21 protein-coding genes and 1 pseudogene are annotated in these 22,131 nt (G+C 75.1%); 11 read left to right on the forward strand and 11 right to left on the reverse strand.

The window, feature by feature from the left end; all coding sequences use genetic code 11:
- Positions 1-14 precede the first annotated feature (14 nt).
- The 7 genes from egtC to folB form a co-directional block, all read right to left on the reverse strand.
- Entirely contained in the window at positions 15-854 is an 840-nt protein-coding gene (gene egtC / locus BM242_RS21010; protein ID WP_093840435.1) for an ergothioneine biosynthesis protein EgtC, read from the reverse strand.
- Between the two features lie 15 nt (positions 855-869).
- Positions 870-2,180 carry an ergothioneine biosynthesis protein EgtB gene (gene egtB, locus BM242_RS21015; protein ID WP_093840477.1) on the reverse strand — a complete coding sequence of 437 codons (1,311 nt, stop codon included), beginning with the start codon at positions 2,178-2,180 and terminating at the stop codon, positions 870-872.
- Between the two features lie 150 nt (positions 2,181-2,330).
- Positions 2,331-3,602 (reverse strand): ergothioneine biosynthesis glutamate--cysteine ligase EgtA, encoded by a 1,272-nt coding sequence (gene egtA / locus BM242_RS21020; RefSeq protein ID WP_093840436.1) that lies wholly within the window; start codon positions 3,600-3,602, stop codon positions 2,331-2,333.
- Positions 3,603-3,930: 328 nt separating this feature from the next.
- Entirely contained in the window at positions 3,931-5,313 is a 1,383-nt protein-coding gene (locus BM242_RS21025) for a dihydrolipoyl dehydrogenase family protein (RefSeq protein WP_093840437.1), read from the reverse strand.
- Between the two features lie 85 nt (positions 5,314-5,398).
- The gene (locus BM242_RS21030) at positions 5,399-5,893 is read right to left on the reverse strand and encodes a DUF3180 family protein (RefSeq protein ID WP_093840438.1); all 495 of its coding nucleotides are present in this window, start codon (positions 5,891-5,893) and stop codon (positions 5,399-5,401) included.
- A 102-nt stretch (positions 5,894-5,995) separates the two neighbouring features.
- On the reverse strand, positions 5,996-6,604 hold the full coding sequence (gene folK, locus BM242_RS21035; protein ID WP_093840439.1) for a 2-amino-4-hydroxy-6-hydroxymethyldihydropteridine diphosphokinase: 609 nt from the start codon (positions 6,602-6,604) through the stop codon (positions 5,996-5,998).
- Entirely contained in the window at positions 6,601-6,960 is a 360-nt protein-coding gene (gene folB, locus BM242_RS21040) for a dihydroneopterin aldolase (protein ID WP_093840440.1), read from the reverse strand. Before folB ends, folK begins: the two co-directional genes overlap by 4 nt.
- Positions 6,961-7,302: 342 nt before the next feature.
- On the opposite strand from folB, the gene folP reads away from it, so the two are divergent.
- The 8 genes and pseudogenes from folP (at position 7,303) to BM242_RS21080 (ending at position 13,816) form a co-directional block, all read left to right on the forward strand.
- Positions 7,303-8,196, forward strand: a complete 894-nt coding sequence (folP, locus tag BM242_RS21045; protein ID WP_093840441.1) for a dihydropteroate synthase — start codon at positions 7,303-7,305, stop codon at positions 8,194-8,196.
- Positions 8,197-8,235: 39 nt separating this feature from the next.
- A pseudogene (locus BM242_RS21050) lies at positions 8,236-8,730 on the forward strand (nuclear transport factor 2 family protein); the annotation flags it as partial.
- A gap of 306 nt (positions 8,731-9,036) precedes the next feature.
- Positions 9,037-9,693 carry a hypothetical protein gene (locus BM242_RS21055; protein WP_093840443.1) on the forward strand — a complete coding sequence of 219 codons (657 nt, stop codon included), beginning with the start codon at positions 9,037-9,039 and terminating at the stop codon, positions 9,691-9,693.
- Between the two features lie 7 nt (positions 9,694-9,700).
- On the forward strand, positions 9,701-10,000 hold the full coding sequence (locus BM242_RS21060; RefSeq protein ID WP_093840444.1) for a hypothetical protein: 300 nt from the start codon (positions 9,701-9,703) through the stop codon (positions 9,998-10,000).
- Positions 10,001-10,023: 23 nt separating this feature from the next.
- Positions 10,024-11,361, forward strand: coding sequence for a putative T7SS-secreted protein (locus BM242_RS21065; RefSeq protein ID WP_093840445.1), 1,338 nt, complete (start codon positions 10,024-10,026; stop codon positions 11,359-11,361).
- A 36-nt stretch (positions 11,362-11,397) separates the two neighbouring features.
- Positions 11,398-12,816, forward strand: coding sequence for a hypothetical protein (locus BM242_RS21070; RefSeq protein WP_093840446.1), 1,419 nt, complete (start codon positions 11,398-11,400; stop codon positions 12,814-12,816).
- Complete coding sequence (locus tag BM242_RS21075; protein WP_093840447.1) at positions 12,803-13,462, forward strand: hypothetical protein; 660 nt, start codon at positions 12,803-12,805, stop codon at positions 13,460-13,462. The genes BM242_RS21070 and BM242_RS21075 overlap by 14 nt, the downstream gene beginning before the upstream one ends.
- A gap of 3 nt (positions 13,463-13,465) precedes the next feature.
- The gene (locus BM242_RS21080; protein ID WP_093840448.1) at positions 13,466-13,816 is read left to right on the forward strand and encodes a hypothetical protein; all 351 of its coding nucleotides are present in this window, start codon (positions 13,466-13,468) and stop codon (positions 13,814-13,816) included.
- Between the two features lie 274 nt (positions 13,817-14,090).
- On the opposite strand, the gene bioB is transcribed toward BM242_RS21080, so the two are convergent.
- From bioB to BM242_RS21095, 3 genes are all read right to left on the reverse strand, one after another.
- The gene (gene bioB, locus BM242_RS21085; protein ID WP_093840449.1) at positions 14,091-15,227 is read right to left on the reverse strand and encodes a biotin synthase BioB; all 1,137 of its coding nucleotides are present in this window, start codon (positions 15,225-15,227) and stop codon (positions 14,091-14,093) included.
- Between the two features lie 98 nt (positions 15,228-15,325).
- Positions 15,326-16,711, reverse strand: coding sequence for a PH domain-containing protein (locus tag BM242_RS21090; RefSeq protein WP_093840450.1), 1,386 nt, complete (start codon positions 16,709-16,711; stop codon positions 15,326-15,328).
- 34 nt (positions 16,712-16,745) lie between these two features.
- Positions 16,746-17,264: a PH domain-containing protein gene (locus BM242_RS21095; protein ID WP_093840451.1), complete on the reverse strand. Its 519-nt coding sequence runs from the start codon at positions 17,262-17,264 to the stop codon at positions 16,746-16,748.
- 93 nt (positions 17,265-17,357) lie between these two features.
- Between BM242_RS21095 and BM242_RS21100 the strand changes: the two genes are divergently transcribed.
- The gene (locus tag BM242_RS21100; RefSeq protein ID WP_093840452.1) at positions 17,358-18,530 is read left to right on the forward strand and encodes an NADH-quinone oxidoreductase subunit D; all 1,173 of its coding nucleotides are present in this window, start codon (positions 17,358-17,360) and stop codon (positions 18,528-18,530) included.
- Between the two features lie 76 nt (positions 18,531-18,606).
- Here BM242_RS21100 and BM242_RS21105 read toward each other — a convergent pair whose 3' ends face one another.
- Entirely contained in the window at positions 18,607-19,632 is a 1,026-nt protein-coding gene (locus BM242_RS21105) for an SAM-dependent methyltransferase (protein WP_245834348.1), read from the reverse strand.
- A 148-nt stretch (positions 19,633-19,780) separates the two neighbouring features.
- On the opposite strand from BM242_RS21105, the gene BM242_RS21110 reads away from it, so the two are divergent.
- Together BM242_RS21110 and BM242_RS21115 are read left to right on the forward strand one after the other, a co-directional pair.
- On the forward strand, positions 19,781-21,040 hold the full coding sequence (locus tag BM242_RS21110; protein WP_093840453.1) for a sensor histidine kinase: 1,260 nt from the start codon (positions 19,781-19,783) through the stop codon (positions 21,038-21,040).
- A gap of 50 nt (positions 21,041-21,090) precedes the next feature.
- Positions 21,091-21,774, forward strand: a complete 684-nt coding sequence (locus tag BM242_RS21115; RefSeq protein ID WP_093840454.1) for a response regulator — start codon at positions 21,091-21,093, stop codon at positions 21,772-21,774.
- Positions 21,775-22,131 lie beyond the last annotated feature (357 nt).

Here is a 22,131-nt window from a genome sequence, read left to right on the forward strand (position 1 = left end):
TTCCTTTCTGCGCGTCAGGCGGGGCCGGGGGCGAGGACGGCGGACGGCGGCGGCGGTGGTGGTGGTGCGGCGGCGGAGGGGCCGTCGGCCGGCGGCAGCACCCGGGTGCCGGCGGGGGTGGCGAGCAGCAGCGAGCGGTCCGGGACCTCCTGCCAGCCGGTGCCGTCCTCGGTGTCGGGTTCGGAGGCGACGGTGACGGCGTTGCCGGGCCCGGGCTCCGCCCGCCACCACAGGGTGTCGCCGTGGCGGACGGCGGCGATGGAGCGGCCGTCGGTGAGCAGCAGATTGAGCCGGGCGTCCGGGCGGACCGCGGCGGTGGCGTGTACGACGGCGGCCAGCGCGTCGCCGGCCGGGGTGCCGCTGCGCAGCAGGGTGAGTGTCATGGCCCACAGGAGGGCGGAGTCGCAGCGGGCCTCCAGGGAGAGCAGCGCGGCGGGGGAGAGCGGCCAGCCGGTGTCGGCGGGCAGGTCGGTCCAGCGGCTGACGGCGCCGTTGTGGCTGAACAGCCAGGGGCCGGCGGCGAAGGGCGCGGCGGCGGCCTCGTCCTGGCTGGTGCCGGCGGTGGCGGAGCGGACGGCGGCGAGCACGGCGGTGCTGCGCACGGCCCGGGCCAGGTCGGGCAGGTTGCCGTCGGCCCAGAGGGGGATGGAGCGGCGGTAGCGGGCCGGTTCGGGGGCGGGCCCGCCGGGCGGGGCCGGCTCCGGGTACCAGCCGATGCCGAAGCCGTCGGCGTTGACGGTGCCGTGGCGCTGGCGGCGCGGGGCCCACGACTGGCGGTGCAGGCCGTAGGGCGGTGCGGTGATCAGCTCGGCCAGGGTGCGGGGCGGCCCGAGGTAGGCGAGATGGCGGCACATGGGTTCCCCTTCCTGTCAGGCGTCCGTGCCGGAGGCGTCGCGGGCGGTGCGGAAGCCGGCGAAGATCTGGCGGCGGATCGGGTAGTCCCAGTTGCGGAAGGTGGACCGGCAGGCCACCGGGGCGACGCCGAAGGCGCCGCCGCGCAGCACCTTGTACTCGCTGCCGAAGAACACTTCGCTGTACTCCCGGTAGGGGAAGGCGGCGAAGCCGGGATAGGGGAGGAAGTCGGAGGAGGTCCACTCCCAGACGTCGCCGAGCAGCTGGCGGGCGCCGGAGGGGGCCGCGCCGGCCGGGAAGGAGCCGGCCGGGGCGGGCTGGAGATGGCGCTGGCCGAGGTTGGCGTGGTCCGGGCCGGGCGGGGTGTCGCCCCACGGGTGGCGGCGGGAGCGGCCGGTGGCCGGGTCGTGCCGGGCGGCCTTCTCCCACTCGGCCTCGGTGGGCAGCCGGCGGCCCGCCCAGCGGGCGTAGGCGTCCGCCTCGTACCAGCAGACGTGCAGCACGGGCTCCTCCGGCGGCAGCGGCTCGGTGCGGCCGAAGCGGCGGCGCAGCCAGCCGCTGCTGTCGCGGAGCCAGAACTGGGGGGCCTCCAGTCCGGCGTGCTCCTTGTGTGCCCAGCCCCGCGGGTGCCACCAGCGGGGGTCGCGGTAGCCGCCGGCCGCGATGAACTCCTGGTAGGCGGCGTTGGTGACCGGCACGGTGTCCAGCCAGAAGGCCGGGAGCTCGACGGTGTGCGCGGGGCGTTCGTTGTCCAGCGCCCAGGGGTCGGTGTCGGTGCCCATGGTGAACGGGCCGCCGGGGACCAGCACTTCGCGGGGCAGGGCGGCGGCGCCGGCCGGGGCGGGCGGCGGCGCGGGGGCGTGCAGCACCGGTTCGCCCGTGCGCAGTTGGTGGGTGGCGAGCATGGTCTCGTCGTGCTGCTGCTCGTGCTGGGCGATCATGCCGAAGACGAAGGCGTCGCGCAGCAGCGGGCCGGCCCCCGGGTCGTCCGGATCGCTGTTCTCCAGTACCTCAAGGGCGAGGTCCCGGACCCGGGCGCCGTAGTCGCGGGCCTGGCCGGGGGTGAGCAGGGGGAGGGCCGGGCGGTCGGCGCGCGGGTGGCGGAAGGCGTCGTAGAGGTGGTCGATGTCCGGGCGGACGCCGGGCCGCCCGCCGGCCTGGCGGACGAGCCAGAAGTCCTCCTGGTTGGCCACATGCGCCAGGTCCCAGACCAGGGGGGACATCAGGGGCGAGTGCTGGGCGGTGAGCCCGGCCTCGTCCAGGCAGTCGGTGAGGGCGGCGGTGCGGCGGCGGGCCCGCTCCAGCTCGGCGCGGGCGAGTTCGCGCAGCGAGGCAGCGGAGGAGGCGTCGGTGCCGGTGCCGGTTCCGGTGTCGGTGTCGGTTCCGGTGGTCGGGGGGTGGGTGGTCTCCTGGTGCAGCGTCAAGGCAGAAACCTTTCTGCGGTGTGGGTGTTTCCGGGGGCGGCCCGGCCGGGACGGTCAGGGACGGTGATCGAGCCAGTCGTCGGCCGGGCACCGGCCGCGCTCCGGATACCGCTCCGCGAAGGCGGCGACCGCGCGCCGCAGCTCCGCCGTCTCCGGATCGCGGGCCAGCGCCGCCTCCGCGGCGGCGAAGCAGGCCCGGGCCGCCTTGCCCAGCTCCGGATCGGCCGGGCCGTGCCGGGCGGCGCGCTCCCAGACCTCGGCGGACGGCACCGGCCGGCCCCCGGTCAGCGGCTCGGTGGCGTCCACCGCCGCCTCGGCGGCGGCCGGATCGTCCAGCAGCGCGGAGACCAGGGCCACCGCCACCGCCCAGTCGGGCCCGCGCTGGGCGTCCACCATCCGCAGCTCCAGCCAGCCGCGGGCCCGGACGGGCGGGAACAGGGTGGAGAGGTGGTAGTCGAGATCGGCCGGCCGGGGCGGCGCCCAGCCGGGCGGCGGGCGGCGCAGCCAGGAGCGGAAGGTCAGCCCCCGGGGGGCCGACCAGTCGGCCGGTGCCGGGCGCCGCACGCACAGCAGCTCCGCGTCCAGCGCATAACCGGTCCAGGCGGCGCGGGGATCGTCCGGTGCCCCGTCCGCGGGCCAGGGCGGGGGACGGGTGCGGCCCGGGTCCAGCCGGGCCCAGATCGCCTGCCGGGTGGACCGCCACCCGGTGGGACGGCCGCGACGCAGCGGGGAGTTGGCGAACGCCGCCACCAGCACCGGTCCCAGCCGGTGGGCCAGCCGCCAGCGGTACCGGTAGCCGGCCGGGCCCGCGGTGTCGTCACCGGCGTCCACATTGATCTGGACCGAGGCGGTGGCGCGCATCATCAGCCGGCCCCAGGGGCCGGCCCGGTCGAAGAACCGCTCCATGGCCGCGTAACGCGGATGATCGAGCACCCGGGCCGGGCTGCCGAGCGGATCCAGCCCCGCCCCCACGGCCTTCAGGCCCGCCTCGGCCAGCGCCTCGAAGAGGACCGACTGGTCCGCGGCGGCGGCCCGCACGCACCGCGCGGCCGAGGAGGCGGCCGGGGTGGACAGCTCGATCTGGCCGCCCGGCTCCCGGGTGAGCACCCCGCCGCCGGGCAGGCCCCCGGCGGCGGCGAGCCGGTCGAGGACCGCGGCCGGCCGGCCGGGCGCCACCGGGGCGGCCGGGGTGCCGCCGTCGTGCACCAGCCACTCCAGTTCGACACCGGTACGGCCGGGCGGGCCGGTCTTGAAACAGATGCCGCCGGTGTGGGCGACCGCCGACTCCTCGGTCAGCGGCGCCTCTTCGTCGAGGCCCGTCTCCATGCGCACTCCACTTCTGCTTCCCCGGGCCCGGCCCCGTCACGCCGCCCCGGGCGATCCCTTTCGGCCCGGTTTGGCGCGGGCGGTGTGCCCGGCCCCATCCCGCTTCGCCCGCTCCTGCCGCGCCCGGCCCGCTTCGTCCGCCTCCGCGTCCGGTCCTGCTCGTCGATCACGGGCCGTCGATCACGGGCCGTCGATCACGGGCCGTCGAGCCCGGCCCGTCCGATCCTGACAGGCGCCACTGACACAGCACCGCGGAAGCCGCCGGGGAGTCCCCTGCCCTTGCCCGGTTCTTCGCCCGTCCGTTCCGCGGGCGTCGACGCCCGCGGAGTCAGCCGGGTCCGCCCAGGTCGGCGAGGGCTGCTTCGATCGCCCGGTGGAAGGTGGGGTAGGCGTAGATCATGTGGCGCAGTTCGGCCAGGGGAATCCGGGTGTGTATGGCGAGCTGGAGGCCGTGCAGCAGCTCGCCGCAGCCCGGCCCGGCCGTGGTGGCGCCGACCAGCACCTCCCGGTCGGCGTCCGCGACCAGCTTGACGAAGCCGTCGTTGCCCGCCCTGTGGATCCAGCCCCGGGTGGCGGACGCCAGCCGCGTGATGCCGGTGCGGACCCGGATGCCCTGTTCCAGGGCCTGCCGCTCGGTCAGGCCGGCCGCGCCCACCTCGGGATCGGTGAAGGTGACCCGGGGCAGCGAACGGTAGTCGGCCTCCGGCCCCGGGCGGCCCAGCACCTCCCGCACCGCGATCGCCGCCTGGTACATCGCCACATGGGTGAACGGGCCGCGGCCGGTGACATCGCCGACCGCCCACAGGCCGTCCGCGGCGCGCATCCGCCCGTCGGTGTCCAGCGCCCGGGCCGTGGGATCGAGACCGGCGTGCTCCAGGCCCAGCCCGGCCAGCCGGGGCCGCCGCCCGGTGGCCACCAGCAGCCGGTCGGCGGCCAGCACCTGACCGTCGCCGAGCTCCATCCGGAACGTGCCGCCCTCATGCTCCACCCGGACGGCGGTGGCGCCCAGATGCAGAAAGATCCCCTCCCGGTCCAGCACCCCGGCGAGCAGCCCGCCGGCCTCCGGCTCCTCCCGGCCCAGCAGGCGGTCCCCGGCCTCCACCACCGTCACCCGGCTGCCGAACCGGGCATAGACCTGGGCGAGTTCCAGGCCGACCGGCCCGCCGCCCAGGACCAGCAGCGACCCGGGCACCTCACGCGCGGCCACGGCCTCCCGGTTGGTCCAGTACGGCACCCCGTCCAGGCCCGGCACGGGCGGGGCCTGCGGGGCGGAGCCGGTGGCGATGATCACCCCGCGCCGGGCGGTGAACTCCTCGTCGCCGACGGCCACCCGGCGGGGGCCGGTCAGCCGGGCCCGGCCGCGCACCAGCCGGCCGCCCCGGCCGGAGAACCGGTCCGCGGCCACCGTGTCGTCCCATTCGTCGGTGGCCTCCTCGCGGATCCGGGCCGCCACGGGGGACCAGTCGGGTGAGACCTCGGCGGCGCCGGCCATCCCCGGCACCCGGCGGGCCTCGGCCAGCAGGTCCGCGGCGCGGACCATCATCTTGGTGGGCACACAGGCCCAGTACGCGCACTCGCCGCCGACCAGCTCGGCCTCGGCCGCGACCACCTCCAGCCCGGCCGAGGCCAGTTCACCGGCGGCGTGCTCGCCGCCCACACCCATGCCGATCACCACCACATCGACCTCGGTGGCCGTCGTCCGCTGCGCCATGCGTCGTCCCTCCGCATCGTGGCCCGGGTACCGCAACGCATCCATCCTGGGCCGGAAACGGCGGCGCGGCGACGCGAGCCGCGGATCAGGCGGGGGAGGAGAGGGGGCCCTGGGAGTCGTCGCCGTCGCCGGGAAGGCGGCAGACGTGCTGGAGATAGAGGGCGGCGGCACACACCGCGGCGCCCGCCAGGACCGCGAGCCCCGCATAGACCGCCTGGTCGCGGCGGTTGGCGACCTCCCAGTACGTCAGGGCGAGGAACAGGCCGCTGCCGCCGTACGCGCCCGCGGCCAGCGCCGAGACCAGCGCGCTGGCATGGCCGAAGATCACCGCCCGGGCCGCCAGCATCGGATCCACCCCCCGCGCGCCCGGCCGCCGCTCGCGCTGCGCGCGCAGCCGGGCACGCAGCGAGAGCGCGACCGCCAGCAGCGCGAAGGCGATCAGCGCCAGCACCGCGGGGGCCGGCCCGGGCACGGCCGGCAGGGTGCTGCCGCGCGCGTCCCACAGCCAGGACAGGCCGAAGGCGAGCAGTGCCGCGCCGCCGAACAGGGCGAGCAGGATCCCGATCCGCAGATGAGTCACTGTCCGGTCACTCCCCGCCGTGCCCCTCGTACGTCTGCGTCATCAGCTGCGTCATCGGCGTTGCCGGTGCCGGCGCCGCCGGCTGCCGGCCGCGGCGCACGGTCAGTCCGGCAGGACGAGGGTGACGCCCTCGCGGCGCCGGACGCCCTGCTCCGGGAGCCCGTGCAGCAGCTCCGCCACCCGGCCGTGACCGGGCAGCTCCGCGTCCGGATCGACATCGTGCCACGGCGCCAGCACAAAGGCCCGCTCATGGGCGCGCGGATGCGGCAGCGTAAGCCGCGGATTCTCGGACCGCACCCCCTGATAGGAGATGAGGTCGATGTCCAGGGTGCGCGGGCCCCATTGCTCGCCCCGCACCCGCGCGAACGCCTCCTCGATGGCCTGCGCCCGCTCCAGCAACGACGCCGGCGGCAGCGTGGTGCGGACGATCACCACGGCGTTGAAATAGGCCGGCTGGCTGTCCGCCGGCACGCCCCACGGCTGGGTCTCGTACACCGGGGAGACCGCCTTCACCCGCAGACCCGGGGTGTCGGCCAGGGCGTCCACCCCGCCCTGGAGGCTCTCCAGCCGGTTCCCCAGATTGCCGCCCAGTGACAGCACGGCGAATTTCGGGTTCTGCAGCGTGCTGTCCGCGGCATCGACCTGCTCCACCACCGAGCGGTGGACGGGCTGCACGGTCGGGTCGGGCTTGGAAGCGGCATCGGGGCTCATGGGCGGCTCCGCCTGATCGTGATGGTCACGTCGTCAAAGGGCACGGCGATCGGGGCCTGCGGCTTGTGCACGGTCACCTCGACCTCCCGCACCGGTTCGAAGGAAAGGCACCGGTCGGCGATGCGCTGCGCCAGGGTCTCGATCAGCGCGCACGGTTCGCCGGAGACGATCCCCGTGACCTCCTCCGCGACCAGCCCGTAGTGGACCGTGCGGGACAGGTCGTCGGTCCGGGCGGCGGGACGGGTGTCCACGGAGAGTTCCAGATCGACCACGAAGGTCTGCCCCAGCGCCCGCTCCTCCGGGAGCGCGCCATGGGTGCCGCGGGCGCGCAGCCCGCGCAGCACGATGCGGTCCACGCTGGTCTCACTCCTCGGTGGTCGGGATGGTCCGTCCGCCGGTCGGCGGGCAACGGCACACGGGCCCCGGACCGCGGGCGGTGCCGGGCGGCCCTCCGCCCCACGCGGCCCTCCGGATGCCCGGTGGGCCCCGGATGTCCCCGGATGTCTCGGTATGGCTTTCGGTCGTCTCTCGCGCCGGTCGCACCGGCGTCCGGAACGAATCTACCCGGGCGCTCCGACACCCCCGCCGCACGGGGTACGGCGCGGCGCCCGGCCGGCCGCCCGGCCGTCCCCGTCCCGCTGCCTTCCGGGTGGTCCCGCGCGGTCCCGGCTGCCGGGGCCAGGTCCTACCCTTGAGCCATGGACAGCACGCGCCCGACGGTGTCCGGCCTGCCGGAGTGGGGCCGCTGCGCCGTGATGGGCGTGGTGAACGTCACCCCGGACTCCTTCTCCGACGGCGGGCTGTGGTTCGCCCCCGAGGCGGCCGTCAAACACGGCCTGGATCTGGTCGCGCAGGGCGCCGACCTGGTGGACGTGGGCGGCGAGTCCACCCGCCCCGGCGCCCTCCGGGTGGACGAGGCCGAGGAGCTGCGCCGGGTGGTCCCGGTGGTGCGGGAGCTGGCCGCGGCCGGTGTGCCGGTGAGCGTGGACACCATGCGGGCGTCCGTGGCCGAGCGGGCCGTGGCGGCCGGCGCCCGGCTGGTCAACGATGTCAGCGGCGGGCGGGCCGATCCCCGGATGGTGCCGTTCGTGGCGGACGCCGGGGTGCCGTTCGTGGTGATGCACTGGCGCGGCCAGAGCGCCGATATGAACACCCGCGCGGTGTACGCCGATGTGGTCGGCGAGGTGGTGGCCGAGCTGCGCGCCGCCCTGGCGGCGGCGGTGGCCGGCGGCATCGACGAGCGGCGCATCATCGTGGACCCGGGCCTGGGCTTCGCCAAGCAGGCCCCGCACGATCTCGCGCTGGTGGCCTCGCTGGACCGGCTGCGGCACGAGCTGGGCCGCCCGATGCTGGTGGCCGCCTCGCGTAAACGGTTCCTCGGGCGGGTACTCGCCGGGCCGGACGGTACTCCGCCGCCCGCCCGGGAGCGGGACGCGGCGACCGCGGCGGTGACCGTGCTGGCCGCGCAGGCCGGTGCGTGGGCGGTGCGGGTGCACCAGGTGCGGCCGAGCGTGGACGCGGTGCGGGTGGCCGACGCGGTGCGGGCCGCCGCCGGGGCGGACGCGCGCGGAGGGGCGCCGGAACAACGGTGACGGCAAGGGCGGCAGCGACGGCAGCAGCGAGGGAGTCGGATGAGCAAGGCGCGCACGGACGACGTCGAGGCGGTGGCCGCGGCCAACACCGCGCTCTATGACGCGCTGGAGCACGGCGATCTCCAGGCCCTCTCCGACTGCTGGCTGGGGGAGGAGAAGGCCGGGGTCAGCGTGGTGCATCCGGGCTGGCCGGTGCTGAACGGGCGCGCCGAGGTGCTGCGCTCCTACGCCACCATCATGGCCAACCACGAGTACATCCAGTTCTTCCTGACGGATGTGGAGATCTCGGTACTGGGCGACACCGCGCTGGTGACCTGCACGGAGAACATCCTCACCGGCGGGCCGGCACAGCCGGACGGCTCGGCCGGGCCGCTGGTCGGCGGGGTGGTGGTGGCCACCAACATCTTCCGCCGGGCCGAGGACCGCAGCTGGAAGGTGTGGGCGCACCACGCCTCCCCGGTGCTGGCGGACGGCGAAGACGCCCCGGCCGAAGCCCAGCTGGACGACGTCGACGGCATCGACGGCATCGACGGCATGGGCGGGCTCGGCGGCATCGACGAGACAGGGGATGTCGAGGACATCGCTGACATCGCTGACGTCGCTGACATCGCTGACATCGCTGACGCCGAGGACGTCGAAGACGTCGACGGCACCGACGACGGCGAGCAGGGCGACGGCCGTCCGCCCGGCGCGCCCTGACCGCCGTCCCCGGGCGGGGGGAGGGGGGACGCAAGGGCAGGTGCCCACAGATACCCACAGGTACCCAACTGTTGCCTCTGCTCGCTAGTGTGAGGGCCGGGAACGCGACGACGGCCGCACGACAGGGATCACGGGCAGGGCATGGACGACCTTCTGGACGACGAGCAGGCCGCCCGGCCGGTCGGGCCGCCCGCCCGCTACCGGCTGATCACCCCCACCGAGTGGTTCCGCATCCCGCTGGTCGCCGACGACGCGCGTGACCGCGCCGTCCGGGCCCTGGTCGACCTCACCTGGCCCAGCCGTGACGAGCACGCCGCCAAGCGCCGCGAGCTGCGCGAACTGATCGGCGACGTGGCCCGGGAGGGCGCCGCCAAGGACGGCCTGGAGATGTATCTCTCCACCCAGACCGTGCTGGGTGTGCCGGTCCCGGCCTCCCTGCTGATCAGCATGGAGGCCGAGGAGCGGGGCCGGAATCTGCAACTGCCGTACGACGGCCTGGCCGAGGACCTGCGCGAGAAGTACCCGACGGCACAGGTGGACCTCACCGACCTGCCCGCCGGCCGGGCGGTGCGCTGCCGCCGCACCGAAGTGCCCGAGGACGCCGTGGAACTGGGCGTGTCCGAGCAGCGTCCCACCACTTTGCTGGAGTATTTCGTGCAGGTCCCCAACGCGGGCCTGTACCTGCTGCTGACCTTCAGCACTCCGCTGCCGGAACTGGCCGACGCGCTGGTGGAGATGTTCGACGCCATCGCCGCCTCGCTGAGCTGGATACCCGCACCGACCGCCCAGGGGGGATGACCGCGCCATGGGACACGGCGAGCCGGATCTCCGGCTGAAGTACGACGACATCGTCGAACTCGGCCGCAAGCTGCGTTTTGTGGCCACGGAGTTCGAGAACTCCGAGTCCATCGCCTCGGACTACGCCGACGAGGTCGGACACGACAACCTGGCCCATGAGCTGGAGGAGTTCGCCGACAACTGGCATCACAAGCGGCGCGCCATGATGGACGAGCTGGAGGCCTTCGCGGGCATCGTGGAGTCCGCCGAGGAGGCGTTCGGCGACCTCGACCAGGCACTGTACGACGCGCTGACCGGCGAGGGCTGAGACGCGAGGGGGGAGCGAGACACATGGGTGAGACCCGGCCCCGGGACTGGGAGCCGCTGACCGACGACGGCCGTGACCCGGTCCCCGGCGACTGGGAGGCCGTCAAGGAGGCCGCGGCCCGCTACCGCCGCACCGCCACCATGATCAACGACTGCCGCCATCTGCTCCAGGAACTGGGCAGCGACGACGAGGGCTGGAAGGGCGCCTCCGGCGACGCGGTCCGCGAGAAGGCCACCGACCTCGCCGACTCCATCGCGCGCGTCCACGGCCGCTACAACGCCGCCGCCAATGCCCTGGCCGGCTACTGGCCCGCGCTGAAGGACGCCCAGGAGGAGAGCCTGGAGCTGCACGAGCAGGCGGTCGCCGCGCAGGGCGACATCGACACCTACGGCCCCAAGGCGGAGGCCGCCGAGGACGAGGACGCCGAGGACCACGACCGCCACCAGGAGTACAGCGACGCCCTGTCCGAGGCCCAGGGCGCGCTCTCCCGGGCCAGGACCCGGCTGGAGCAGGTGGTCAAGGACAAGAACACCGCCGCCCAGGCCGCCGCCGACGCCCTCGGCGACTTCATCGGCAGCGACGGCATGAAGGACGGCTGGAGCGACCGGTTCAAGACCGCCCTGGACGCGGTGAAGAAGGCGCTGATCAACATCGGGGAGATCGCCGGCATCGTGGCGGCGATCGCCGGGGTGCTGGCGCTGTGCGTGGGCTGGATACCCGTGATCGGGCAGGCCCTGGCCGGGGTGCTCGGGGTGATCGCCCTGGTCGCCACCTGCCTGTCGCTGGTGGCCAACATCCTCAAGGGCAACTGGCTGGGCGTGGCGCTGGACGTGGTCGGCATCCTCACCTTCGGTATCGGCCGGGCCGCCGGGGCCGGCATCAAGGCCGCCGCCAACTCCTCCAAGTGGACGGCGTTCCGCAGCCTGCGCGGGCAGATGGCGTTCGGCAACCGGGCGGCCCGGGTGGCCCGCGCCGAGACCATCATGGCGGGCAGCACCAACCAGCTCCGGCACGCGGCCATGTCCACCTCGATGCCCAGCGGGCTGGCCGGCTGGGGCCGCGCCGCCTGGGGCAACCTGCTGGGCACGCGGACCGCGGATGTGGCGGCGGACGCCACCATGCTGCGCTACGCGGCCAGTGAGGGCGCGGACATCGGTACCGATTTCTCCCGGGTCAACGCCGCGCTGACCGGCTCCGACTGGGGCAGCAACGCCTCCCTGGCCGGCACCTGGGCCACCCAGATCAACTTCGGCGCCCCGCTGTCCACCTGGGACAATCCGGTGAGCGGGGACGCCACCCCGGTCGGCGGGTTCCGCTACTCCGAGGAGGAGGCCGAGCCCTACCTGGTCTGCGTCCCCTGACCGCCCGCCCGCCCCTGACCGCCCGCCGGAGGCGCCATGAGCACAGCGCGCCGGACGGCCGCCCCGGCGCTGCTGCCGGCGCAGCGTCCGCTCGCCCGGTGGGGTGTGCTGCGCCGGGCCCGGGTCACCGCGGGGAACGGGCGGCTCGAGGTGCGCACCCGGTTCCGGACCCGCTCCTGGACGCTGGGCGGTGGCGGCGTCTCGGGCGCCGTGTATGTGCCCGGCGGGCCGGCCGGCGGCCGTCTGCATCTGTGCGACGCGGCGGGGGCGAGCCTGGGCTGTCTGGCGGTGGCGGACTGGCTGCCGGACGGCCGCGGCGGCCCGGTGCCGCCCGGTACCGAACCGGTCACCGCCGCGACGGCCGCTGCCGGGACGTTTCCGGAGCTCTCCGGTATCGCCGCGTTCTGCCGGCACGCCGGGCTGCCGGTGCGGGCGGGCGGCCCGGCCCCGGCGCCCGCCCGGCGGGACGCGGGGCTGCTGCGGCCCGGCCCGGCGCGGCCCGGCTCGCCGGTACCGGTCACCGCCTCCTTCGCCCTGCTTCTGCTCACTCTCCTGTTCACGGTGGTGTGGACCGTTGTCCATCCCTCGCCGCGCGGCGTGTACACCCCGGAGCGGGAGGTGGTCGCCCGGGTGTGGGCGTCGGTGCTGGTGGTGTTCTCGGCCCTGCATGTGGCGGCGGCCTTCGGGCCGGCGCTGTGCGGCCGATGGCAGTGGCGGCGGGTGCGGCTCTCCCCCGAGCTGCGGCCCAGCCCCGGGGCGGCGGCGACGGTGACCCGTGCCTTCGCCCGGCGTGCCCGGCTCGGCAGGTCCGGCGACGACCTGGTGCTGCGCACCGGCTGGAACGGGCTGCGGATGGTGCGCGGCCCGGCCGATCCGGTGCTGGGCGTGCGGGCGGCGGCAGTGCTGCTGCGGCGGGGCCGCCCCTGGGCGGTGGCCCTGGTGGACGGGCGGGAGACGGTCCGCATCGTGCTGCCGTGGGACAGCTGGTTCGCCGGTGATCCGGCACTGACCCGGCTGCGGGCGTTCTGCGACCGGACCGGCATTTCCCTCCGGGAGGCGGAGCAGCCGCCGCCGCGCGGCGCACCGGAGCCGGCCACCGATCCGACGGCCCGGCCGCGCGGTTTCCGGGGGACGGTCCGCGGTGGAATCGCCGTGCCGGGCGGCCATGAGGCGACCGGTGCCGTGCGGCGGGCCCTGCCGCCGCTGGGGGTGTGCGGCCTGGGGCTGCTGCTCACCGCGCCGGTGCTGGCCGCCGGGACCGGCGACCGGACCGTGCTCGCCGTGGAGCTGGCTGCGCTGGCGCTGGGTACCGTGCCGTTTCTGCTGCTGGGCGGGGTCCGGGCGTGGTGGCAGGACCGGCCGGCGGCTCTGCCGCCGGTCCCGCGGACCCCCGGGCAGCCCGAGGAGTCGGAGGAGTCGGAAGAGTCGGAGGAGATGAACCGTGGCCGAGCTTGAGCCGGACGACGACGGCCGGCGGCAGTGGGTGGCCGGTTTCGACCTGCCGGACGACCAGTGGCTGGTGCTCGACGTGCACGCCCTGGACGGGCCCGAGCAGGTGGCCGCCCGGATCGCGGAACGCGCCGGGGAGGCCGCCGCCGAGGACGCCCGGGAGGCCGCCGAGCGGTATGCCGAGGCGGCCTACGAGGAACTGCGGGCGATCGCCGAGAGCGCGGCGGACCTGCATGCCGCGCCGGTGGCGGTCTGTGTTCCCGCCGACCGCCCCGAGTTCCCGCCGATGGTGCCCGCCACCGCGTACACGGCCCGGCACGAGCCGCCGGACGGCGGGCGCAGCCCGGCGGCGATCGCGGCCGTCCTGCGCGGTCCGCGCGAGTACCGGATGACGCCGCCGGACATCCGGGAGACGGAACTCCCGCTGGGCCCGGCCTGCCGGGTACGTGAGCTGGCCCGGCATGGTGCCGGCCCGGACGGCCGGCCGGTGCTGATGGAGTACCTCTCCTTCTATGTTCTTCCCGACAGCTTCCCGGGCGGCGTGCTGCAGTTCACCGTCACCTGGGCCGCACCCGGCCGGGGGCCGGAGTGGGAGAAGATCGCGGAGGAGATGGCGCTGACCCTGGGCGTCCGCCCGGCGGAAGGAGGATGAGAGATGGACCGGCTGGAGTTCCCCGAGACCCAGATCGGCCGGGGGCTGTGGCCGCTCGCCCAGCACGGCAGGGCCGTGCTGGAGGACGGCGTGCTCAGCCTCTACGGCACCGACGGGCGGCTGATCGACCAGGCCCCGGCCGGGCAGATCACCGCCAGGCCGATCCGGATCACCTGGGGGCAGACCCTGTCCATCCGGATGAACGGCACCCGCTACACCGTCTCGCCCGGCTGGGGCGGCCAGGTGGGGCGTCCCCGGCCGACCGGGCTGCATCCGACCCGGGAGACCGCGCGGACGCTGCTGGCCGCCATCCGCGCCGCCCAGGGCGGCGGGGCCGCGGCGGCCGGCGACTGAGCGCCGAGCGGAGCGGCCGAGGGGCCGCGGACGCCCGGCCCCAGCGCGAACGGGTGGCATTCGCGCCGGGGCCGAGCTGTCCGCGGCCCCGTTGTCGCCCGTGGTCCCCCGGGCCCGGCCGCCGCCGTGCAGGTGCACGTGCGTCCGGAAAACCCAGGCTAGACAACCGGGCGCGCGCCCGGGAGGGCGGGCCGCTCCTTGCCGCCGGGCTGTCACACTCTGCGGCGTCTGGCGGCGCTTCCTTCACCGAACCGCCGCAACCCACCCCGTGTCGTCACGCGTTCGGGGCCAGATCGGTGCCCGCGCCCCGGCGCCGTACCGCCACCAGATCGGTGCGCGGCGCCTCGCCCGCGGGCCGCGGCGCCCGCTCCTCCTCCCGGCCCGGCGGCTCCGCACCGGTGCGGTGGGCCGGCAGGGTGGTGCGGCCCGCCTCCTCCACCTCGAACCCGGCGTCGGCGATCATCTCCAGGTCCGCCTTGCCCGCCTGGCCCTCGCTGGTCAGGTAGTCGCCCAGGAAGACCGAGTTGGCCAGATGCAGGGCCAGCGGCTGGAGGGAACGCAGATGGACCTCCCGGCCGGCCGCCATCCGCACCTCCACATCCGGGCAGACGAACCGCACCATGGCCAGGATGCGCAGCGCCCGGCGCGGGGTGAGGTTCCACTCCTTGGCCAGCGGCGTGCCCTCGAACGGGATCAGAAAGTTGACCGGCACCGAATCCGGGTCCAGGGCGCGCAGTTCGAAGACCACGTCCACCAGGTCCTGGTCGCTCTCGCCCATGCCCGCGATCAGCCCCGAACAGGCGGACAGCCCGGCGCCCTGCGCCTGCCGCACGGTGGCCACCCGGTCGGAGAAGTCGTGCGTGGTGCAGATCTCCCCGTACATGCCCTCCGAGGTGTTGAGGTTGTGGTTGTAGGCGTCGGCGCCCGAGGCGCGCAGCCGCTCCGCCTGGCCCTCGGAGAGCAGACCGAGACAGGCGCACACCTCCACCTCCGCGTTCTGCTCCTTGATCGCGGCGATGGTCTCCGAGACCCGGTCCACGTCCCGGTCGGTGGGGCCGCGCCCGCTCGCCACCAGACACACCCGCTTGGCTCCGCCCGCCACCCCGGCGCGCGCCGCCTCGGCCGCCTGGTCCGGCCTGAGCCAGGTGTACTTGAGGATGCCCGCCTCGGAGCCCAGCCGCTGCGAGCAGTAGCCGCAGTCCTCGGGGCACAGCCCGGACTTCAGATTGACCAGGTAGTTCAGCTTCACCCGCCGCCCGAACCAGTGGCGGCGCACCGTGCCGGCCGCGGCCACCACATCGAGCAGGTCGTCGTCGGAGGTGGCCAGTACGGCCAGGGCTTCCGCCCGAGTCGGCGGCTCCCGCCGCAGCCCCTTGTCCACCAGCGTGCCCAGCAGGGTCTTCAGATCCATCCCACGATCCTGGACCACGCCCGCCCGCGTGCGGAAGAACGCCCGCACGTGACGTCCGCGATGCCCGCCGCCCCGCCCCCGGCCGGCCCGGCCGCCGCTCAGGTCAGCCAGCGGTCCGGCCGGGCGGCGCGCCGCCCCAGCCGGGAACGCTCCGCCTGCGCCGCCACCTCGGCCGCCGCGTACCCGGCGTCCATCTGCCGGGCGGTGGCGGTGCCGCCCGCGCCGTGGTCCACATGGATGTCGGCCAGCCGCAGCGCCTGCTGCCGCGGGCCCCGGGTCAGCCGCACGCTCTGCACCTTGGCGTGCGGCACCAGGGTGTGCACCCGGCGCAGCCGCCCGTGCCGGGCCACGAACACCGCCTCGGTGACCCCGTGGCCATAGCCGCGCCACCACACCGGCACCGCCCACCGGGCGCGGCGCGGCGCCGGGCGCACCGCGGCCACCGCCGCCTCGATGTCCACCCGCGGCAGCAGCCGGCCCAGCAGCGCCACGCACTCGGCGCGGGTGGTCACCGGCAGCAGCAGGCCGCTCTCGTGGCCCGCGCCCGCCACCTCCAGCTCCACCCGCACCCAGCCGCGCCGCCGCCACAGCAGCGGCTCCACCAGCCGCACCGACTGCACCCGCCCGGGCGGCACGGTCGCGTGCTCCTTCTGCAGCAGGCCGTGGTCCAGCCGCAGCCCGTCGGGGGACTCCGAGACCGTCCAGCCGTACTGGGTGAGAAAGCCGCCCACGCTGCTGCGCCACAGCGCGACGGCCATGGGCAGCCCGGTCACCGCGGCGGCGAACACGCTGCCGGTCAGCCACAGCATCAGCGGAATGCCGGCCAGCGCGGCCAGCAGCGCGCCCCAGCCAGTGCCCAGCAGGGCCAGCGCCCAGGCCAGGGTGCGGGTCTCCACCCGGTAGAGCTGCCGGGCCGGGGCCTCGCCGGCGGCGGGCGCGGCCTCCGGGGCGATGCCGGCCGCCCGGGCCAGCAGTTCGGCGCGCAGCTCGCGCGCCTCGGCCTCGCCGACAAAGGCCAGCTCGTCGTGGGAGCCGGCGCCGACCACGTCCATCTTCAGCTTGGCCACGCCCAGCACCCGGGCCAGCAGCGGCTGGGTGATGTCGATGGACTGGATGCGGTCCAGCCGCAGATGAGCGGTGCGGCGGAACAACAGACCGGTGCGGATGCGGAGTTCGGTCTCGGTGATGCGATAGCGGGTGACCCGCCAGGAGAGAAAGCCATAGGCCGCGGCCACCGCCAGCACCGCGGTGGTGAAGCCGAGCAGCGGCACCAGGCCCAGCTCGGCGGCGTCCCGCAGCCGTTCGGGATTCTGCGTCACCAGGGCGCCCAGGCCGGCCAGCGGCGCCCAGGCGCGCCGCCACGGCGTCACCGGATGCAGCCGCCGTCCCTCCGGCGGGAACCCGCCCGGCCGCGGCGGCCCGTCGCCGGGGCTCCCCGGCGTCCCGCCGTGCGGTGCGCCGTGCTGTTCGCCCTGGGTGCTCATCCCGTGGTCCACCGTGCCCGCGTCCCGCCCCGGCTCACAGGCCCGCGGAGCGGGCCTCGCCCAGCTCGGTCAGGCGGTCGCGCAGCCGCTCGGCCTCGTCCGGGGCCAGGCCGGGGATGGTCGCGTCGGTGGCCGCCGCCGCGGTGTGCAACTGGAGCCGGGCCAGCGAGAATCTGCGGTCCAGCGGCCCCGAGGTCACCTCCACCAGCTGCATCCGGCCGTACGGCACCACGGTGAGCTGCTTCCACATCACCCCGCGGCTGATCAGCAGGTCGTCGGCGCGTTCCAGATAGCGCCAGGAACGGCAGACCCGGCCCAGCACCACCCAGCCCCAGGCGGCCAGCGCCAGCGGCAGCAGGGCGGGCAGCGCCCACTCCGGCGCGCCCAGCAGCACCGGCAGCAGCGCCGCCACCAGGACGACGGGGGCGGTCCACATCACCAGTACCGCCCGCCACAGGGTCAGCAGCGCCGGCTGCACCCGCCGCCACTGCCCGGCCTCCTCCGGCCCGTCGCCGTCCGCGCCGTCCGCGCCGTCCGCCCCAACCGCTTCCATGCACCCGAGCCTATGCCCGCCGGGCACCGGCACCGAACCCGGGACGCGGCGGGCGCGTACCCAATCCGGGGCGGGACTGCCACACTGGCCCCCATGGCCAACGGGAACGCGAGGACCACCGCCGGCACCGAGACCATGGTGGGGGTGGGCGGTGCCGCCGAGTCGACCGACATGGTGCTCAACATCGGGCCCCAGCACCCGTCCACCCACGGCGTGCTGCGGCTGCGGCTGGTGCTGGACGGGGAACGGATCTCCCGCGCCGAGCCGGTGATCGGCTATATGCACCGCGGCGCCGAGAAGCTTTTCGAGGTCCGCGACTACCGGCAGCTCATCGTGCTGGCCAACCGCCACGACTGGCTGTCCGCGTTCGCCAACGAGCTCGGCGTGGTGCTGGCGGTGGAGCGGATGCTGGGCATGGAGGTGCCCCGGCGCGCGGTCTGGCTGCGCACCCTGCTGGCCGAGCTGAACCGGGCCCTGAACCACCTGATGTTCCTCGGTTCCTATCCGCTGGAACTGGGCGGCATCACCCCGATCTTCTACGCCTTCACCGAGCGGGAGGATCTCCAGCGGGTGATGGAGGAGGTCTCCGGCGGCCGGATGCACTACATGTTCAACCGGGTCGGCGGCCTGAAGGAGGATCTGCCGGCCGGCTGGACCGACCGGGCCCGGGCGGCGGTGGCCGGAGTGCGCGGCCGGATGGGCCGCTTCGACGACCTGGTGCTGGGCAACGAGGTGTTCCGGGCCCGCACCCGCGGCGTCGGGGTGCTCGATCCGAAGACCGTGCACGCCTACGGCGTCTCCGGGCCGATCGCCCGGGCCAGCGGCGTCGACTTCGACCTGCGCCGGGACGAGCCGTATCTGGCCTACGGCGAGCTGCGGGACACCCTGCGGGTGGCGGTGCGCACCGAGGGCGACTGCCTGGCCCGGTTCGAGGTGCTGCTGGAGCAGACCTGCAACGCCCTGGAACTGGCGGACGCCTGCCTGGACCGGCTGGCCGAGCTGCCCCCGGGGCCGGTCAACCAGCGGCTGCCCAAGGTGCTCAAGGCGCCGGAGGGCGCCACCTACGCCTGGACCGAGAACCCGCTCGGCCTGAACGGCTACTACCTGGTGTCCAAGGGCGAGAAGACGCCCTACCGGATGAAGCTGCGCTCGGCCTCGTTCAACAACATCCAGGCGCTGAGCGAACTGCTGCCCGGCACGCTGGTCGCCGACATGGTGGCCATTCTCGGCTCCTTCTTCTTCGTCGTCGGCGACATCGACAAGTAATCGACGAGTAATCGGCGAATAATCGACGAGTAGTCGAATAGTCGACAGATGGCGGCCGCGGGCGGCCGGGCACCGTTCAGACGCCGGGGTCCGGCGGCAGGGGAAGGGCGATGCCCACCGGCTGGAGCAGCCAGGTGAAGCCGCCCAGGCCGGCCGGGTCGGTCAGCTCCGCGGCCTGCCCGGCCAGGGCCAGCGCCCGCACATACCCGGCCGGATCGGCCGAGGCCAGGGCCGGCGGCGGCCGGTGACCGCGCACCCCGAGCCGCCGCAGCGCCGCCCGCTGCGACAGCAGCACCGCCCCCTCCCCGGCGCGCCGGGCACAGGAGTCCAGCGCCACATGGGCGGTCAGGTCGCAGCTTCCGTCCGGCACCGGCGGCACCTGACGGCCGTCCCGGTAGCCGGTGAGCGTTCCCAGCGGCGGGCGGGCCGCGCGGGTGTGGGCGTAGTCCACCGCCACCGCCAGGCCGGCCGTCAGCCGCCCGGCCGCCGCCGCCCACGCCTCGTCCCGGGGGCGGCCGATCTCCGCCCGCTCGCCCGGCTCGCCGCGCAGCGGCCACCACCGGCGCAGCCACTCCAGATCGGCCGGGTCCGGCGGCCCGCCCGGGCTCTCCTTGCCGCTCGCCGGATCCACCAGCACATAGCACAGCCGTCCGCCGGGGCCGGTCTCCACCACGTCCAGCGGGACATTGTCCAGCCACTCGTTGGCGAACAGCAGCCCGGTGAACCCGTCCGGGACCTCGCTCCGCCACTCGATCCGCTCGTCCAGCCCGGCCGGCCGGGCCGCCCGCTCCACCGCGCACAGCCGCACCCGGCGCGCCCCGCCGGCCAGTGGCTCCGCCGCCAGCGCGGCCAGCACCCCGGTCAGCAGCTCGCCCCGCCCGGCCCCCACGTCCACCAGCGTCACGCCCCCCGCCGGCCGCCCCAGCGCGTCGTCCACCCGCCGCAGCAGCCCGGCCACGGCCGCCGCGAACAGCGGCGAGGCATGCACCGCGGTACGGAAATGCGCGCCCGGGGCCTCCCGCAGAAAGAATCCGCCGTCGCCGTACAGGGCCCGCTCGGCGGCCGTGCTCCAGCGCACCGGCCCGCTCTCTCCCACCGCCACCGGGCCACCGTACGCCCCCGGAGCGGGCCTCCGGGGGCCGCGTCCGGAGCGCTCCGTCACGGGCTCCACCCTGAGGAGTAGCTGCCGCGCCCAGGTATCGCTCCCCGGACTGACCCGGATCGCCGGGTCCGTCCCTACGCTGAGCCATGTGAACAAGCTCTACGAATTCCTGCGCCGCCACCCGACACTGGTGGACGGCTTCTGGGGATTCATGCTGTTCGCGATGACGATTCTCTGGCTGATCGACCAGATGCCGGAGCTGAGCGAGGGCCAGGAGACCGCCGGCGGCCTGACCGCCGTGATGCTGGGCACCGTGGTGACGCTGCGCCGCCGCCGGCCCGGGCGGATGCTGCTGCTGGCCATCGCCGTCGGCCTGTTCCAGCTCCTCACCGGGGTGGAGCCCAACCCCGGCAACTTCGCCTTCCTGGTCATCATCTTCACGGTGGCCTCCCGGCAGGTCCGCTGGGCCTCCCGGCTCGCCCTGGCCGGGGCGCTGGCCGCCCCCGCCGCCGCCGCGCTGCGCTGGTTCGAGCCGGACGACTACCACTCCACCGGCGCCGCGGTCTTCGAGGTCTGCATGCTGACGGTCTGCTTCGCCCTCGCCTGGGTGCTGGGCGACTCGCTGCGCACCCGCCGGGCCTACTACGCGGAACTGGAGGAGCGGGCCGGCCGGCTGGAGCAGGAGCGCGAGGCCAGGGCCCGGATGGCGGTGGTCGCCGAGCGCGCCCGGATCGCCCGCGAACTGCACGATGTGGTGGCGCACAATGTCTCGGTGATGGTGGTCCAGGCCGACGGCGCGGCCTATGTGCTGGACAAGGACGTGGAGCAGGCGCGCAACGCGCTGCGGACCATCTCCACCACCGGGCGGCAGGCGCTCACCGAGATGCGCCGCCTGCTGGGCGTGCTGCGGGAGAGCAACGCCACCGCGGGCGGCGCCGCCCCCGGCACCGCCGGCGCCGCCGCCCGGGAACAGGACTATCTGCCGCAGCCGGGCGTGGAGCAGCTCGGCGAGCTGGTGCAGCGCATCCGCGACACCGGGCTGCCGGTGGACTTCCGCATCGAGGGCTCGCCGCGCCCGCTGCCCAGCGGCGTCGAACTCACCGCGTACCGGATCGTGCAGGAGGCGCTGACCAACACCCGCAAGCACGCCGGCCCGCAGGCCGGTGCCCGGGTCCGGCTGCGCTACGGCGGCGATACGCTCACCGTGCTGGCGGAGGACGACGGGCAGGGGGCGCGGCCGTTCGGCGAGTACCACAGCGGGGGAGCCGACGGTCTTGGCCACGGGCTGATCGGGATGCGGGAGCGGGTCGGCATGGTCGGCGGCGAACTGCGGGCCGGGCCCCGGCCGGGCGGCGGTTTCCGGATCAGCGCCACACTGCCGCTGCAGACCCGCGACTGCCCCGCCTGAACCCACCCCTCACCCCTCACCCTCACCCTCACCCGGGAAGGACCCCTCCGATGCCGATCCGCGTCATGCTCGTCGACGACCAGGTGCTGCTGCGCACCGGATTCAAGATGGTGCTCGCCGCCCAGCAGGACATGGAGGTCGTCGCCGAGGCCGGGGACGGCACCGAGGCCCTGGAGCGGCTGCGCACGGTCGCGGTGGACGTGGTGCTGATGGATGTGCGGATGCCGCGGATGGACGGCGTGGAGGCCACCCGCCGCATCTGCCAGGACGGCCAGGGCGGCCCGGGCGCCCCCAAGGTGCTCATCCTCACCACCTTCGACCTGGACGAGTACGCCTTCACCGCGCTCAAGGCGGGGGCGTCCGGCTTCATGCTCAAGGATGTGCCGCCGGACGAGCTGCTCTCCGCGATCCGCTCCGTCTCCAGCGGTGACGCGGTGGTGGCGCCGTCCACCACCCGGCGGCTGCTGGACCGCTTCGCCACCCTGCTGCCGGCCGCCCGGCAGACCGAGGACCCGCGGCTGAAGCAGTTGACCGAGCGGGAGCGGGAGGTGCTGGTGCTGATCGCCCAGGGGCTGTCCAACGGGGAGATCGCCGCGCATCTGTTCGTGTCCGAGGCCACGGTGAAGACACACGTCGGGCGCATCCTGGCCAAGCTCCAGCTGCGCGACCGGGTCCAGGCGGTCGTCCTGGCCTATGAGACCGGCCTGGTGCAGGCCGGCGGCAACCACCGCTAATGGGGCTCAGCGGGCCGTAGGAGAGACTACGGTCCGTAGCCGCCAGCAGGTGAGCACTCACCACCTCGGAACCACTGCGAGTTCTGCGGTCAGACCGTGCCCCAGCTGGTCGGCCGGGAGGCCTGACTGCTTATGGGATGGCGTGCCCGCCGGACAGATTGGCGTGAGCACTGGATCCATTAGGGCGCGAGCCGTGCTTTCCGCTGGCTGCGCGCAAGGATCGTATGAGAGCGAAGGGCTGGGGTGCTGGTGCTGTTCATCGGTGATGACTGGGCCGAAGACCACCATGACGTCGAGGTGCAGGACGCGACGGGCCGCAGGCTGGCCGCAGCGCGGCTGTCCGAAGGTGTGGAGGGC

The organism is Streptomyces aidingensis, from assembly GCF_900112355.1.
In the GTDB taxonomy this organism is placed as follows: domain Bacteria; phylum Actinomycetota; class Actinomycetes; order Streptomycetales; family Streptomycetaceae; genus Streptomyces; species Streptomyces aidingensis.

Excerpts from the sequence above, each read along its gene's own strand:
- egtC (WP_093840435.1), bottom strand. The coding sequence starts at position 854 with ATGTGCCGCCATCTCGCCTACCTCGGGCCGCCCCGCACCCTGGCCGAG.
- egtA (WP_093840436.1), bottom strand. The coding sequence starts at position 3,602 with ATGGAGACGGGCCTCGACGAAGAGGCGCCGCTGACCGAGGAGTCGGCG.
- BM242_RS21025 (WP_093840437.1), bottom strand. The coding sequence starts at position 5,313 with ATGGCGCAGCGGACGACGGCCACCGAGGTCGATGTGGTGGTGATCGGC.
- folK (WP_093840439.1), bottom strand. The coding sequence starts at position 6,604 with ATGAGCCCCGATGCCGCTTCCAAGCCCGACCCGACCGTGCAGCCCGTC.
- folP (WP_093840441.1), top strand. The coding sequence starts at position 7,303 with ATGGACAGCACGCGCCCGACGGTGTCCGGCCTGCCGGAGTGGGGCCGC.
- BM242_RS21055 (WP_093840443.1), top strand. The coding sequence starts at position 9,037 with ATGGACGACCTTCTGGACGACGAGCAGGCCGCCCGGCCGGTCGGGCCG.
- BM242_RS21060 (WP_093840444.1), top strand. The coding sequence starts at position 9,701 with ATGGGACACGGCGAGCCGGATCTCCGGCTGAAGTACGACGACATCGTC.
- BM242_RS21065 (WP_093840445.1), top strand. The coding sequence starts at position 10,024 with ATGGGTGAGACCCGGCCCCGGGACTGGGAGCCGCTGACCGACGACGGC.
- BM242_RS21070 (WP_093840446.1), top strand. The coding sequence starts at position 11,398 with ATGAGCACAGCGCGCCGGACGGCCGCCCCGGCGCTGCTGCCGGCGCAG.
- BM242_RS21080 (WP_093840448.1), top strand. The coding sequence starts at position 13,466 with ATGGACCGGCTGGAGTTCCCCGAGACCCAGATCGGCCGGGGGCTGTGG.
- bioB (WP_093840449.1), bottom strand. The coding sequence starts at position 15,227 with ATGGATCTGAAGACCCTGCTGGGCACGCTGGTGGACAAGGGGCTGCGG.
- BM242_RS21090 (WP_093840450.1), bottom strand. The coding sequence starts at position 16,711 with ATGAGCACCCAGGGCGAACAGCACGGCGCACCGCACGGCGGGACGCCG.
- BM242_RS21095 (WP_093840451.1), bottom strand. The coding sequence starts at position 17,264 with ATGGAAGCGGTTGGGGCGGACGGCGCGGACGGCGCGGACGGCGACGGG.
- BM242_RS21100 (WP_093840452.1), top strand. The coding sequence starts at position 17,358 with ATGGCCAACGGGAACGCGAGGACCACCGCCGGCACCGAGACCATGGTG.
- BM242_RS21115 (WP_093840454.1), top strand. The coding sequence starts at position 21,091 with ATGCCGATCCGCGTCATGCTCGTCGACGACCAGGTGCTGCTGCGCACC.